The organism is Lelliottia sp. JS-SCA-14, from assembly GCF_035593345.1.
Lineage (GTDB): Bacteria > Pseudomonadota > Gammaproteobacteria > Enterobacterales > Enterobacteriaceae > Enterobacter > Enterobacter wanjuensis.
In genome coordinates this window covers 4,660,495-4,674,997 of record NZ_CP141606.1, presented here as the reverse complement: position 1 = coordinate 4,674,997, position 14,503 = coordinate 4,660,495, and the positions used below count along the sequence as shown (strand labels likewise).

At 57.7% G+C, this 14,503-nt stretch carries 15 protein-coding genes; 9 read left to right on the top strand and 6 right to left on the bottom strand.

Features of this window, described 5'->3' with window-relative positions:
• Positions 1-9: 9 nt before the first annotated feature.
• The 5 genes from arcC to U9O48_RS21815 form a co-directional block, all read right to left on the bottom strand.
• The gene (arcC, locus tag U9O48_RS21835; protein WP_285148767.1) at positions 10-969 is read right to left on the bottom strand and encodes a carbamate kinase; all 960 of its coding nucleotides are present in this window, start codon (positions 967-969) and stop codon (positions 10-12) included.
• The gene (locus U9O48_RS21830; protein ID WP_324723196.1) at positions 966-2,387 is read right to left on the bottom strand and encodes a DUF1116 domain-containing protein; all 1,422 of its coding nucleotides are present in this window, start codon (positions 2,385-2,387) and stop codon (positions 966-968) included. Before U9O48_RS21830 ends, arcC begins: the two co-directional genes overlap by 4 nt.
• A complete protein-coding gene (gene fdrA / locus U9O48_RS21825; RefSeq protein WP_324723194.1) occupies positions 2,384-3,940 on the bottom strand; it encodes an acyl-CoA synthetase FdrA in 1,557 nt (518 codons plus the stop codon). Before fdrA ends, U9O48_RS21830 begins: the two co-directional genes overlap by 4 nt.
• Positions 3,941-4,056: 116 nt before the next feature.
• A complete protein-coding gene (locus tag U9O48_RS21820) occupies positions 4,057-4,725 on the bottom strand; it encodes a cysteine hydrolase family protein (protein WP_285145508.1) in 669 nt (222 codons plus the stop codon).
• Between the two features lie 271 nt (positions 4,726-4,996).
• Entirely contained in the window at positions 4,997-5,800 is an 804-nt protein-coding gene (locus U9O48_RS21815) for a dienelactone hydrolase family protein (RefSeq protein ID WP_285145507.1), read from the bottom strand.
• Positions 5,801-6,051: 251 nt separating this feature from the next.
• On the opposite strand from U9O48_RS21815, the gene udp reads away from it, so the two are divergent.
• The 9 genes from udp to tatD all read left to right on the top strand — a co-directional run bounded on the left by udp (position 6,052) and on the right by tatD (position 13,963).
• Positions 6,052-6,813, top strand: coding sequence for a uridine phosphorylase (udp, locus tag U9O48_RS21810; RefSeq protein ID WP_154128911.1), 762 nt, complete (start codon positions 6,052-6,054; stop codon positions 6,811-6,813).
• 138 nt (positions 6,814-6,951) lie between these two features.
• The gene (gene rmuC / locus U9O48_RS21805; RefSeq protein WP_285145506.1) at positions 6,952-8,409 is read left to right on the top strand and encodes a DNA recombination protein RmuC; all 1,458 of its coding nucleotides are present in this window, start codon (positions 6,952-6,954) and stop codon (positions 8,407-8,409) included.
• A 66-nt stretch (positions 8,410-8,475) separates the two neighbouring features.
• Positions 8,476-9,231 carry a bifunctional demethylmenaquinone methyltransferase/2-methoxy-6-polyprenyl-1,4-benzoquinol methylase UbiE gene (gene ubiE / locus U9O48_RS21800; RefSeq protein ID WP_282493935.1) on the top strand — a complete coding sequence of 252 codons (756 nt, stop codon included), beginning with the start codon at positions 8,476-8,478 and terminating at the stop codon, positions 9,229-9,231.
• Positions 9,232-9,244: 13 nt separating this feature from the next.
• Complete coding sequence (gene ubiJ / locus U9O48_RS21795) at positions 9,245-9,850, top strand: ubiquinone biosynthesis protein UbiJ (RefSeq protein WP_282493936.1); 606 nt, start codon at positions 9,245-9,247, stop codon at positions 9,848-9,850.
• Complete coding sequence (gene ubiB / locus U9O48_RS21790; RefSeq protein WP_282493937.1) at positions 9,847-11,487, top strand: ubiquinone biosynthesis regulatory protein kinase UbiB; 1,641 nt, start codon at positions 9,847-9,849, stop codon at positions 11,485-11,487. The genes ubiJ and ubiB overlap by 4 nt, the downstream gene beginning before the upstream one ends.
• A gap of 75 nt (positions 11,488-11,562) precedes the next feature.
• The gene (gene tatA, locus U9O48_RS21785; protein WP_282493938.1) at positions 11,563-11,817 is read left to right on the top strand and encodes a Sec-independent protein translocase subunit TatA; all 255 of its coding nucleotides are present in this window, start codon (positions 11,563-11,565) and stop codon (positions 11,815-11,817) included.
• A gap of 3 nt (positions 11,818-11,820) precedes the next feature.
• Positions 11,821-12,366, top strand: a complete 546-nt coding sequence (gene tatB / locus U9O48_RS21780; protein WP_285145505.1) for a Sec-independent protein translocase protein TatB — start codon at positions 11,821-11,823, stop codon at positions 12,364-12,366.
• 2 nt (positions 12,367-12,368) lie between these two features.
• A complete protein-coding gene (tatC, locus tag U9O48_RS21775) occupies positions 12,369-13,139 on the top strand; it encodes a Sec-independent protein translocase subunit TatC (protein ID WP_100778465.1) in 771 nt (256 codons plus the stop codon).
• Between the two features lie 41 nt (positions 13,140-13,180).
• Positions 13,181-13,963: a 3'-5' ssDNA/RNA exonuclease TatD gene (gene tatD / locus U9O48_RS21770; protein ID WP_285148761.1), complete on the top strand. Its 783-nt coding sequence runs from the start codon at positions 13,181-13,183 to the stop codon at positions 13,961-13,963.
• Here tatD and rfaH read toward each other — a convergent pair.
• A complete protein-coding gene (gene rfaH / locus U9O48_RS21765) occupies positions 13,960-14,451 on the bottom strand; it encodes a transcription/translation regulatory transformer protein RfaH (protein ID WP_282493941.1) in 492 nt (163 codons plus the stop codon). The two genes, tatD and rfaH, sit on opposite strands and share 4 nt — an antisense overlap.
• Between the last annotated feature and the right edge of the window lie 52 nt (positions 14,452-14,503).

Genomic DNA, 14,503 nt, shown 5'->3' with positions numbered 1-14,503 from the left:
CGGTAAATTTTAAGGGGTAATCCAGGTGCCGTTCTGATGGGCCAGCGCCGCTTTGATAGCCTGTGGGCTGGTGATCAGGCCGCTGGCCTGTTTGCCCTGCTGCTGGCTGGCGGTCACGAAATCGAGAATTGCCTCGACCTTCGGCTGCATACTGCCCACGCCAAACTGGCCTGCCTGTAAAAGTGTTCGCGCTTCAGCGGTGTCGAGTGAATCCAGCCATTGCTGCTCTGGAGTGCCAAAATTGATCGCCACTTTCTCCACGCCGGTCGGGATGACCAGCAGATCGGCCCCCAGCTGGCTGGCGAGCAGGGCGGAGGCGAGATCTTTGTCGATGACCGCTTCCACGCCTGTCAGCTGCTGATGTTCATCGCGGATCACCGGGATCCCGCCGCCGCCGCAGGCGATGACGATGTAACCCTGGCGGACCAGCTGCGCGATGGTGTCGCGCTCGATGATCTCCAGCGGCGCCGGAGACGGCACCGTGCGCCGCCAGCCGCGTCCGGCGTCCTCCATCAGCGTCCAGCCCAGCTGCTGCTGTCGTTCCAGCGCTGTGGCTTCATCCAGAAAAGCGCCGATGGGTTTGCTCGGGTTGGAAAAGGCGTCATCGTGCTGGCTCACCAGGGTCTGGGTGACCAGCGTCACCACCGGTTTGTGAATGCCGCGGCGCGCCAGTTCGTTGTGCAGCGCTTTCTGGAACATGTAGCCGATTGCGCCCTGGGTATCGCCGACGGCGTAATCCAGTGGCACCGGCGAAACTTCACCGCTTGCCAGCTCGGAGCGGCGCAGGATAAAGCCCACCTGCGGGCCGTTACCGTGGGTGAGAACCAGATCCCAGCCTGCTTCTACCATGTCGGTGATGTGCGTGACGCTCTCCATCACCGCGGCATATTGATCGGGAATGCTGTTGCGGCGATCGTCCTGGATCAGCGCGTTGCCGCCGACGGCGACCACAGCCAGAGGCTTACTCATGCTTTATCTCCGTTCTGAACTTCTTTCGCCAGGACCCTAATCGCCTCGACGAAGCAGGTCATCGGCGCGGTGGTGATGCCAGCCCCTATCTGGCCGACGCCCGCCTGTTTATGGGCGATCCCGGTGTTGATCACCGGCAGAATGCCGCGGTCGGCCACTTTGCGGGCATCAATCCCGGCGGCGGTGGGCGCGAAATTCAGTGCGGGCAGGGTAAAGGCCGGATTCCCGCCCAGGGTGATAGCCTGCATGCGGCGGCTGTTATTGGTGGCGTCAGCCGGTGTACCGCCGACGAATTTCACAATCGCCGGAGAGGAGGCCATCGCAAACCCGCCGACGCCTGCGGTTTCAGTGATCGCGCTGTCGCCCAGATCGGCGGCGGCGTCATTCACGCCGTAGCCTGGGAAGAACAACCCTTCGACGGCGTTAGCCGGGGCCTGGAACCACTGGTCACCCGTGCCCGACAGACGGATCCCGAAGTTCACGCCGTTGCGTGCCATCACCGTCACCATCGAGCTGAACGGTACGTTGGCGGCGGCATCCATCATCGCTTTACAGGCGGCCATCGACAGGTTGAGGAAGAAGTGGTCGTTGCCGGTGATAAAGGCGACCACGCGTTGCACATTGTCGAGGGGCAGATTGCAGCTCAGCAGGGCGGGCAGCAGACGTTTAATCAGCAGCCCGGTCGCCGCGGCGTTGCGGTTGTGAACCTCATCGCCCATGTGCAGCGCCTGCGCCATCAGCGGTTTCAGCTCCAGCTCGCCCAGTTGGTGGACGGCGGCTTTTAGCGCCGGGGCCAGCTCGTCGCGCATCCAGCTCAGGCGATTGAGCACTTCGTCGTTATTGGCCCCGAAGCGCAGCACCTTGCCCAGCCCTTCGTTGAAATTACTGAAAGCCCGCTGGCCGTTGGTTTTGTTCTCAATCACCCACAGCGGCATCGACGGGCTGATGATCCCCGCCATCGGGCCGACGGCGTGGTAGTGGTGGCAGGGTTCCAGGCTGATATCGCCCGCCAGAATCAGACACTCGGCCTGCTCGTGGCTGGTGGCCCAGCCTTCAAACAGCATCGCGCCGACAATTGCCCCTTTCACCGGGCCGCACATGTTCTCCCAACTAATCGGCGGACCAGAGTGCAGAATCAGCTTCCGCTCGGCCATGGCGGGGATCGCTTCGTGGGCGAACATCACGTCGACAAGAGCCGGTTGGGCGTTGAGATAACGCTCCATGGCGATCTGATTCGCCTTCTCAACCCGCGGATGGCGCAGCAACGCGGCCAGATCTAACCCTGCGGCGACATCGCCCTGAGCGGGTGGCTGCCAACTGAGCGCCGTCACGTCACCACCCACTTTTTGAATATTACTGGCGAAGCTCTGAAGCCCGGCGTTGACCACTTTCAGCGGTTGGGTAAATAGGGTGTTCATTCGCTGATTTCCTTCTTTTGCATCTGAATCTGCGCCACCTGGCTTGCCCAAAAGGCGGCCTGAGCATTGCTGCTGGCGATGATCACGCCCGCCTCGCGCAGAGCGCTGATTTGACGGCTACGTTGTTGAGGGTCGCTTTCTGTGCCGCAGACGTGGGCAATCAGAACGGGCGCATGTTGTTTATCGATATGAGCCAGCTGCTCAAGGAGTTCGGTAGCCGGAGCCTCCGATGCGCCGTAGCCCAGCACCAAATCGAACAACACCACGGCGGTATGCGGGTCCTTGATCTCGGCGATCAGGCGTTGGTTGCGCAGGGTAGGGTCGATCATCGGGTGCGGCTTACCGCGCGTGAAATCATCGTCGCCCATGTCGATCAGCGTATGGCCGCTGCTCTGCCAGATATCTGCCAGTTTGAGATTGCCTGACACCGGCGTGTTTGACGAGGCGGTAAAGCCGTTTTGCTGGCAGATCAGCTGGGCTTCATAGCAGAACGTCCCGCCTGCAAAAACGCCGCGAATAAGCTGGTGGCTGGCGGACAGGTGCTGGCTGAACTGTTGCAGCATGGCGAGCTCCGCCTGCGAGGATTCGATATGCGTCTCTGGCAGTGGCTGGTTGTTGAGCAGTGCGACGGCGAGGTCCGCGGTGCCCGCCAGCGTGGTGGCAGCGGTGACATTCGGGCGGTTCACCGTTTGTGGATCTGCGCCGAGGAAATTCACCACCACCGGTTTCCCGGCGGACTGCGCCAGCTCAAGAATGCGCTCGGCAACCGCCTGTGAAGGAGGCTTGGAGATCAGCACAATGACGCGGGTCGACTCGTCCTCAGCCAGCGCCTGCAGGCCGAACAGCATAGAAATTCCGCCAATGTGCTCGCTCAAATCGTGCCCGCCGGTGCCCAGCGCCTGAGAAATCCCTGCCCCGAGCTGATCGATACGGCAGGTCACTTCCTGCAAACCCGTACCCGACGCGGCAACCACGCCAATTTCGCCGCGTTTCACGACGTTGGCGAAGCCTAAAGGGATCCCGTTGATAATCGCCGTTCCGCAGTCTGGCCCCATCACGATACGGTTGCGTTCCCGGGCGAGGATTTTGATCGCTTTTTCCTGCTCAACGCTGACGTTATCGCTGAACATCATCACGTTCATGCCGAGGTTCAGCGCTTTAATGGCTTCGGCTGCGGCGTAATCACCAGGGACGGAAATCAGCGCCAGATTCGCGTCCGGCACTTGCTCCAGCGCCATCTCCATGCTCACCACATCCGGGGCCTTGGTATCGGCCTGGCCTTCGTCTGGCTTACTTTTCAGTCGTTCTTCTGCGAGCGTGAGCGCCTCTGTGCAGGCGGCTTCCTCGCCCATCACCGCGATAATCAGGTCGTTAGGACCGGCGGGCAGATCGTCGCCCATCCCGGCATCGCGGATCTGGTCGAGGTTGGTGGGCGTACCCATCACCACTGACGCGTTTTGGATCCCCGGCAATTTACTGATGCGCGCGGAGATCTGCATCAGGGAGACGGAGTCCTGATAGAGGTTTTTAAAAATCTTGTGCTTAACATTCATAGCATTATGCCTGGTGGTTGCGGCCCGATGGTCGAATGACGGCAACAGAAACCCGCATAGCGGGTTATCGGGCGCTACGGAAAATTAACGGTGGTGCGAAAGTGTGGAGCGGTGAGTTAGCCTTTCAGCCCTTCGATGATGGCGCTGGCATCGCTGACCCAGCCGAAAATCGCCCCCTGGGCTTTGATCATCTCCAGCGCGTATTTCTGGAATTCAGGGAAGTAGGAGCCGACGCAATCTTCGGGAATGATGCACTCGTAGCCGCGGTCGTTGGCTTCACGCACGGTTGTGGTGACGCACACTTCGGTGGTGACGCCGCAGACGATCAGGGTTTTGATACCGTGGTTTTGCAAAATCAGATGCAGGTCGGTCTGATAGAACGCGCCTTTGCCGGGCTTGTCGATGACCGGTTCACCGGCAACGGGGTAAAGCTCAGGGATAATATCGTGGCCCGCTTCGCCGCGAACCAGAATGCGGCCCATCGGACCGGGTTCGCCAATAAAGGTTTTACCGCCGCGCGTCAGTTTCGCCGCCGGGCAATCACTCAGATCGGCGCGATGGCCTTCACGGGTATGGATCACCAGCACGCCCTGGTCGCGGGCTGCTGCCAGCACTCTTTTGCAGGGTTCAATCGCCGTTCGAACCAGTGAAACATCGTTGCCCAGCGCTTCGCCAAAACCACCGGCTTCGACAAAGTCGCGCTGCATATCAATCATCACCAGCGCCGTAGTTTGCGGATCAAAAGGCAGCGCAAAAGGTTGGGCATGAAACTCGTGTTGCGTCATGGTAAATCTCCTGTTCGCAGAATGACGATTCATTTGGTCTGGTACTGAGTATCCAGGAGAAAAGTAGGGTTAAACAGGAAAATAGTTTTACGCACAGCAACGAATTTTTTGTATCAGACGAGTGCAGCGCAGGGGGAGTGTGAGGGGAGTCATAACATTGGAGCCAGCAACAAAAAAGTTGATGCGTGAGGTGGTTTCCATGAAAAAAATTGTCGCAAGTCTGTGATCAGATACACTTAATTTGGCCCCGGTGTGTACCAGGGCCAGATAATCACTTTTTGACGCCATACTGCCTGAACCACGCCAGCATTCTCTGCCAGCCGTCTTTGGCGGACTCTTCGTGATAGCTCGGGCGATAGTCGGCGTTAAAGGCGTGGCCCGCGTCGGGATAGACCACGATCTCGGCTTTCGCATTGGCGGCGCGGAGTGCCTGGCGCATGGTGTCCACGCTCTCCAGGGTGATCCCGGTATCCTGCCCGCCGTACAGCCCCAGCACCGGCGCGTTGAGATCGGTGGCGATATCCACCGGATGCTTCGGCGAATTCAGCGTTTTCTCACCGACCAGTTTGCCATACCAGGCCACGGCAGCCTTCAGCTGCGGATTGTGGGCGGCATACAGCCAGCTGATGCGCCCGCCCCAGCAAAAACCGGTGACCAGCAGACGATGCGGATCGCCGCCGTTGCGCGCGGCCCAACTGGCGACGTGGTCCAGATCGGCCAGCACCTGTGCATCCGGCACTTTGCTGACCAGATTACTGAAAAGGGTCGGGATATCGCTGTAGTCGTTGGGGTCGCCCTGGCGGAAATAGAGCTCTGGTGCGACGGCCAGATAACCTTCCAGCGCCAGACGGCGGCAAATATCGCGAATGTGTTCGTGAACGCCAAAAATCTCCTGCACCACAATCACGATTGGCAGCGGACCGTCCGCCTCTTTCGGGCGAGCGTGGTAGGCGGGCATGTTCTCACCCTGCGTGGGGATCGAGGTTTCGCCTGCGGAAATGGCTTCTTCTGAGGTGGAGACGATGGTCGCGGCGTGAGGGGCTGCAGCAGGTGCAAAATGGGTCTTTTGTGTCATGGTATTCTCCGTACCTGTTAGCGCAAAAGTAAATATAGACCTCAAGTTAACAACTCACAGTGCCCGAAACGGGCTATCTTTTGTGCAGCGCTGAACGATATAACTTGTTAATGTGATGTAAATCACTATTTTATGGAAATTAACTGCAACCATTTTCATTCATGGTGAGGTGTGTCACGAAATTAAGCCTGGTGCTTCTGTAAAGTACCGTTTTACTTCTTCTGACACACCGACCCACAGAGGAGTCACCTATGTCTAAGTCTGATGTTTTTCATCTCGGCCTCACTAAAAACGATCTACAAGGGGCTACGCTGGCTATCGTCCCGGGCGATCCTGAGCGTGTGGAAAAGATCGCCGCGCTGATGGATAAGCCGGTCAAGCTGGCAGCGCATCGTGAATTCACCACCTGGCGTGCAGAGCTGGACGGCAAAGCGGTTATCGTGTGCTCGACCGGTATCGGCGGCCCGTCTACCTCTATTGCTGTGGAAGAGCTGGCGCAGCTGGGCATTCGTACTTTCCTGCGTATCGGTACGACCGGTGCGATTCAGCCGCACATCAACGTCGGTGACGTTCTGGTGACCACCGCGTCTGTGCGTCTGGATGGGGCAAGCCTGCACTTCGCGCCAATGGAATTCCCGGCGGTTGCGGACTTCGAATGTACGACAGCGCTGGTTGAAGCGGCTAAATCTATCGGTGCAACCACCCACATCGGCGTGACCGCCTCTTCTGACACCTTCTACCCTGGCCAGGAGCGCTACGACACCTTCTCTGGTCGTGTAGTCAGCCGTTTCAAAGGCTCCATGGAAGAGTGGCAGTCAATGGGCGTCATGAACTATGAGATGGAATCGGCAACGCTGCTGACCATGTGCGCAAGCCAGGGTCTGCGTGCGGGCATGGTGGCGGGCGTGATCGTCAACCGTACTCAGCAAGAGATCCCGAACGCTGAAACCATGAAGCAGACCGAAAGCCACGCGGTGAAAATCGTGGTTGAAGCGGCTCGCCGCCTGATCTAATCACACTGCATTCTGTATAAGGCCGACGCGTTCGGCCTTTTCTTTTTGCGTAGCGCCTCGCAGGAAAACCCTTTTAAACTGGACGTTTATACAGCACAATTCTATTTTGTGCGGTAACGGTTTGATGCAGGAGGCGGTGTGGATATCTCAATCATCATTTATGCGGCGATAGCGTTGGCGGGGCTGGCCATTGGCTGGCTGATTTCAGGCTACCAACATGCGCAGCATAAAGCGGAACAGCTGATTGACCGCGAAGAGATGGTCGCGGAGCTGAGCGCGACGAAACAGCAGCTGGCCCAGAGCGCCCACTGGCGCGATGAGTGTGAGCTGCTCAACAACGAACTGCGCAACCTGCGCGACATCAACACCTCCCTCGAAGCGGATCTCCGCGAAGTCACCACCCGTCTGGAATCTACCCAACTGCATGCGGAAGACAAAATCCGCCAGATGATCAACAGCGAACAGCGCCTCAGCGAGCAGTTCGAAAACCTCGCCAACCGCATATTCGAGCAGAGCAACCGCCGCGTCGACGAACAAAACCGCCAGAGTCTGAACGGCCTGCTGACCCCCCTGCGCGAACAGCTCGACGGTTTTCGCAAACAGGTGCAGGACAGCTTTGGTATGGAAGCGCGCGAGCGCCACACGCTGGCCCACGAAATCCGTAATCTCCAGCAGCTGAATGCGCAAATGGCGCAGGAGGCGGTTAACCTGACGCGGGCGCTGAAGGGTGACAACAAAACTCAGGGCAACTGGGGAGAAGTGGTGTTGACCCGCGTGCTGGAAGCGTCCGGCCTGCGTGAAGGCTATGAATATCAAACCCAGGTCAGCATCGAAACCGATACCCGTTCGCGCATGCAGCCCGATGTGATCGTGCGGCTGCCGCAGGGCAAAGACGTGGTGATTGACGCCAAAATGACGCTGGTCGCCTACGAGCGTTACTTCAATGCCGAAGACGATTTCACCCGTGAATCCGCGCTGCAGGAGCACATCGCCTCGGTGCGAAACCACATCCGCATGCTGGGCCGCAAGGATTACCAGCAACTGCCCGGTCTGCGTTCGCTGGACTATGTGCTGATGTTTATCCCCGTCGAACCGGCGTTCCTGCTGGCCCTCGACAGGCAGCCGGAGCTGATTACCGAGGCGCTGAAAAACAACATTATGCTGGTTAGCCCGACCACGCTACTGGTGGCGCTGCGTACTATTGCCAACCTGTGGCGTTACGAACATCAGAGCCGCAACGCGCAGCAGATCGCTGACCGCGCCAGCAAGCTGTACGACAAAATGCGCCTGTTTGTCGACGATATGTCCTCTGTAGGGCAAAGCCTGGATCGCGCGCAGGATAACTATCGCCAGGCAATGAAAAAACTCGCTTCCGGGCGCGGTAATTTGCTTTCGCAGGCCGAGGCCTTCCGCACGCTGGGCGTGGAGGTGAAGCGCGAGATTAATCCGGAACTGGCGGAACAGGCCACGGCGCAGGATGAAGAATACCGTCTGCGCGAAGGCGTCGATGAACAAAATATGGACTGTGATGACAATGATTTAGCCGCGCAAGCGGCGCCCGAAACGGCGTCAGAACGATTCTTTCAGGGTGGTTGAATCGTAGGGCAATCGCGTCCAATCTGATACACTTCACGAACATTTGACTGATTAGCAGGCACTGAGATGGTTGAAGATTCACAAGAAACAACGCACTTTGGCTTCCAGACTGTCGCCAAAGAGCAGAAAGCTGACATGGTGGCCCACGTATTCCATTCCGTGGCGTCGAAGTACGATGTCATGAATGACCTGATGTCATTCGGCATTCATCGCTTGTGGAAGCGTTTCACTATCGACTGTAGCGGTGTTCGCCGTGGTCAAACCGTTCTGGATCTTGCGGGGGGTACCGGCGATCTGACGGCTAAATTCTCCCGTATGGTCGGTGAAACCGGCCGCGTGGTGCTGGCGGATATCAACGACTCCATGCTGAAAATGGGGCGTGAAAAACTGCGCAACATCGGCGTAGTGGGTAACGTGGAATACGTTCAGGCTAACGCCGAAGCCCTGCCGTTCCCGGATAACACCTTTGACTGCATCACCATCTCTTTCGGTCTGCGTAACGTGACCGAAAAAGAGAAAGCCCTGCGTTCCATGTACCGTGTGCTGAAACCGGGTGGACGTCTGCTGGTGCTGGAGTTCTCCAAACCGATTATCGAACCGCTGAGCAAAGCCTACGACGCCTACTCGTTCCATATTCTGCCGCGCATTGGCGAAATGGTGGCCAATGACGCAGAAAGCTATCGCTATCTGGCGGAATCTATCCGTATGCACCCGGATCAGGACACCCTGAAAGCCATGATGCAGGACGCCGAGTTTGAAAACGTGGAGTACTTCAACCTGACGGCGGGTGTTGTCGCGCTGCATCGCGGCTACAAGTTCTGAGTGGAGGCAAATTATGCCTTTTAAACCGTTAGTCACCGCGGGCATCGAGAATGTCCTGAATAGTTTCCTGTACCGCTCGCCTGCGCTGAAAACGGCGCGTCAGCGGCTGAACGGCAAGGTGCTGCGTGTCGTCTTAAAAGAGTTCTCCACGCCGCTGGTGCTGGTGTTCAGCGAGCGCCAGCTCGACGTGGTGGGCGAATGGGAAGGCGAGGCGGATTGTTCCGTCATCACGCACATGAGCGTCCTGCCCAAACTGCGTGACCGCCAGCAGCTGACGGCGCTGATCCGCAGCGGTGAGCTGGAAGTCGAAGGCGATATTCAGGTGGTGCAAAACTTCGTCGCGCTGGCCGATCTGGCCGAGTTTGATCCGGCGGAGCTACTGGCTCCTTATACCGGTGACATCGTGGCCGAAGGCATTGGCAAGTTTCTGCGCGGCGGCTCGTCATTCTTGCGTAAGGGCGTACAGCGCCAGCAACGCTACGTTGCCGAAGTACTGACCGAAGAGTGGCGCATGGCGCCCGGCCCGCTGGAGATGGCGTGGTTTGCGGAAGAGTCTGCTGCCGTTGAACGTGCGGTTGACGCGTTCACCAAACGCCTGGAAAAACTGGAGGGCAAATGACGCCTGGTGAAATTCGGCGCCTCTACTTTATCGTTCGCACCTTTTTGAGTTACGGGCTCGACGAGCTTATCCCCAAAATGCGTATCACGCTGCCGCTGCGAATCGGGCGGCGCATGCTGTTCTGGATGCCAAACCGTCACAAAGGCCAGCCTCTTGGCGAGCGGTTACGCCTGGCATTGCAGGAGCTCGGTCCGGTCTGGATAAAATTCGGGCAGATGCTCTCCACCCGCCGCGATCTCTTCCCGCCGCAGATTGCCGATCAGCTGGCGCTGTTACAGGACCGCGTGGCACCCTTCGACGGTGCGCGCGCCAAACAGCAGATTGAAGAGGCGATGGGCGGCATTCCGGTTGAAACCTGGTTTGATGATTTTGAAATCACGCCGCTGGCCTCAGCGTCCATTGCGCAGGTGCACACCGCGCGCCTGAAAGAGAACGGCAAAGAGATCGTCATCAAGGTGATCCGCCCGGACATTCTGCCGGTCATCAAAGCGGACATGAAACTGATTTACCGTCTGGCACGCTGGGTTCCGCGCCTGTTGCCGGATGGGCGCCGTCTGCGTCCGATGGAAGTGGTACGCGAATATGAAAAGACGCTGATCGATGAGCTGAACTTACTGCGTGAGTCGGCCAACGCCATCCAGCTGCGCCGCAACTTTGAAAACAGCCCGATGCTCTATGTGCCAGAAGTCTATTCCGACTACTGCAGTCAGAATATGATGGTGATGGAACGTATCTACGGCATTCCCGTGTCGGATGTGGTGGCGCTGGAAAAACAGGGCACCAACATGAAACTGCTGGCCGAACGCGGCGTGCAGGTGTTCTTCACCCAGGTGTTCCGCGACAGCTTTTTCCATGCGGACATGCACCCGGGCAACATCTTTGTTAGCTACGAACACCCGGAAGATCCGAAGTATATCGGCATCGACTGCGGGATTGTCGGCTCGCTGAATAAAGAAGATAAGCGCTACCTGGCGGAGAACTTCATCGCCTTCTTCAATCGCGATTACCGCAAGGTGGCCGAGCTGCACGTCGACTCCGGCTGGGTTCCGCCGGATACCAACGTCGAAGAGTTCGAGTTTGCGATCCGCACTGTTTGCGAGCCGATTTTCGAAAAGCCGCTGTCGGAAATCTCATTTGGTCACGTGCTGCTGAATCTCTTCAACACCGCGCGTCGCTTCAATATGGAAGTGCAGCCGCAGTTAGTTTTACTTCAGAAAACACTACTTTACGTTGAGGGCGTAGGCCGCCAGCTCTATCCTCAGTTAGACTTATGGAAGACGGCGAAACCTTTCCTTGAGTCGTGGATCAAAGATCAGGTCGGTATTCCTTCCCTGGTGCGGGCGTTCAAAGAGAAAGCGCCGTTCTGGATCGAAAAAATGCCAGAGATTCCTGAACTGGTTTACGACACTTTGCGTCAGAGCAAGAACCTTCAGCACAGCATGGATAAAATCGCCCGCGAGCTTCAGTCAAACCGCGTGCGTCAGGGACAATCCCGCTATCTCTTCGGGATAGGCGCAACCTTGCTGCTGAGCGGCACGCTGCTGCTGATCAATCGTCCGGACTGGGAGATGATGCCCGCCTGGGTGATGGCCGCAGGCCTTGTGGTCTGGCTGATCGGCTGGAGAAAAACGCGCTGAATTGCGTCGCTATCGCCAGGTTGCATACGTATAATGCAACCTGATTAATTAATCATCATCTATCGAGGATGTAGTATGGGTGGTATCAGTATCTGGCAATTGTTAATCATTGCCGTCATCGTCGTGCTGCTGTTCGGCACTAAAAAGCTCGGTTCTATCGGTTCCGACCTTGGCGCGTCCATCAAAGGCTTCAAAAAAGCCATCAGCGATGATGAAGACAAGCAGGAAAAATCCAGCCAGGATGCGGATTTCACGGCTAAATCCATCGCAGACAAACAGGACGAAGCCAAAAAGGAAGACGCTAAACGCCACGATAAAGAGCAGGTGTAAGTCGTGTTCGATATTGGTTTTGGTGAACTGCTGCTGGTGTTCGTGATTGGCCTGATTGTACTGGGCCCGCAACGTCTGCCGGTGGCAGTAAAAACTGTCGCAGGCTGGGTGCGCGCGCTGCGCTCGCTGGCAACGACGGTGCAAAATGAACTGGCGCAGGAACTCAAGCTCCAGGAGTTTCAGGACAGCCTGAAAAAGGTTGAGAAGGCGAGCATGGATAACCTGTCGCCTGAGCTGAAAGCCTCAATGGATGAACTGCGAGAAGCCGCAGAGTCCATGAAGCGCTCCTACAGCGTCAATGACCCTGAAAAAGCGAGCGACGAAGCGAACACCATTCGTAATCCGTTAGTGAAGGGTAACGAAGCGCAGCATGAAGGTGTGACGCCTGCCGATGCCGAGCATCAGGCCAGTGCGCCCGCGCAAGCTCCTGCGGCACAAGAGCCCGAGCCTGCTCCTGCACCAGAGCCTGTGGTGAAACCGAAGGCTGCAGAAGCTAAAGCCGCCGCGCCCGTTTCCGAATCCGCCCCCTCGTCGAGTGATAAAGCGTAAACATGGCAGTAGATGATACTCAACCACTTATTACGCACCTCATTGAGCTGCGTAAGCGTCTGTTAAACTGCATTATTGCCGTTTTCCTGATTTTCTTATGCCTGGTCTATTTCGCCAACGACATCTATCAGGTGGTCTCCGCGCCGCTGATTAAGCAGATGCCGCTCGGCGCGACCATGATTGCCACCGACGTGGCGTCGCCGTTCTTCACGCCAATCAAGCTGACCTTCTGGGTGTCGCTGATCGCCTCTGCGCCGGTGATTCTGTACCAGGTGTGGGCGTTTGTGGCCCCTGCGCTGTACAAGCATGAGCGCAAGCTGGTCATCCCGCTGCTGGTCTCCAGTTCGCTGCTGTTTTACATCGGTATGGCTTTCGCCTACTTCGTCGTCTTCCCGCTGGCCTTTGGCTTCCTGACGCACACTGCGCCGGAAGGGGTGCAGGTCTCGACGGATATCGCCAGCTATCTCAGCTTTGTGATGGCGCTGTTCATGGCGTTTGGCGTGGCCTTCGAAGTGCCGGTCGCGATTGTATTGCTTTGCTGGATGGGCGTGACGACGCCAGAAGATCTGCGTAAAAAGCGCCCGTACATGCTGGTCGGTGCGTTCGTGGTCGGGATGCTGCTGACGCCGCCGGACGTCTTCTCGCAAACCCTGCTGGCGATACCGATGTACTGCCTGTTTGAGGTCGGCGTGTTCTTCTCGCGCTTCTACGTGGGCAAACGTCGCTCGCGGGATGACGAAGAAGATGAGCCAGAGAATCCGACAGAAGAGTAAAACCAGCCGCCCGACAGGGCGGTTGTCATATGGGAGAGAGCATGTTTGATATTGGGTTGAATCTGACCAGTTCGCAGTTCGCGAAAGACCGTGATGAAGTCGTGGCGCGCGCGTTTGCCGCGGGCGTCAAAGGCTTGCTGCTGACGGGAACTAATCTGCAGGAGAGCGAGCGAGCGCTGCAGCTGGCGCAAGGCTTCGAACGCTGCTGGTCAACCGCAGGCGTGCATCCTCACGACAGCAGCCACTGGACTAATGAAAGCGCCGCGACGCTGTATGCGCTGGCGAAAATGCCAGAAGTGGTAGCCATCGGCGAATGTGGTCTCGATTTTAACCGCAATTTTTCGACTCCGGCCGAGCAGGAACGAGCCTTTACCGCGCAGCTGGCGCTGGCGGCAGAACTTGGCATGCCGGTGTTTATGCACTGTCGCGATGCCCACGAGCGCTTTCTCGCGCTGCTGGAACCCTGGCTGGATAAACTCCCAGGCGCGGTACTGCACTGCTTTACCGGCTCCCGTCAGGAGGCGATGGATTGCCTGAATCGCGGGCTGTATCTGGGCATTACCGGCTGGGTGTGCGACGAGCGTCGCGGGCTGGAACTGCGCGAGCTGTTGCCGGTCATTCCGGCCGATCGGCTGTTAGTCGAAACGGATGCGCCGTATCTTCTGCCGCGCGATATGCGCCCCAAACCTGCGTCGCGACGCAACGAACCGGCTTATCTCGGGCATATCCTGGAGCGGATTGCGCACTGGCGGGGCGAAGAGGTGCAATGGCTGGACGCGCAAACGGATGACAACGTACGCCGTCTGTTCGGCGTCGCGTTTTAAACTTTGCGGAACTCGGTGTTTTTGACGCTCTGACGCACCTGCTTGTTGAGGAAGTTCAGCAGCAGCATGGAACGCGCTTCGCCGTCTGGCTCCGCGAAGATCGCCTGAAATCCTTCGAACGCGCCCTCGGTGATCACCACGTTATCGCCCGGGTAGGGGGTTTCAGGATCGGTAATATCTTCCGGCTGCTGGTAGACGGATAGCTGATGGATCACCTTCGAAGGCACGGTCGCCGGGTTCGAGCCAAAACGCACGAAGTGGCTCACGCCGCGCGTGGCGTTGATGGTGGTGGTGTGAATCACTTCCGGGTCGAACTCAACGAAAAGGTAGTTGGGGAACAGGGGTTCACTGACCATCGTCCGCTTGCCGCGCAGCATTTTTTCAAGCGTAATGACGGGCATCAGACAATTGACTGCCTGACGCTCCAGATGTTCTTGCGCGCGCTGAATCTGCCCACGCTTGCAATACAGTAAATACCAGGCTTGCATAATCACTCTTTCCCTTTGTTCGCGGCGCAAGCATATCAAAACCCCGACGGGA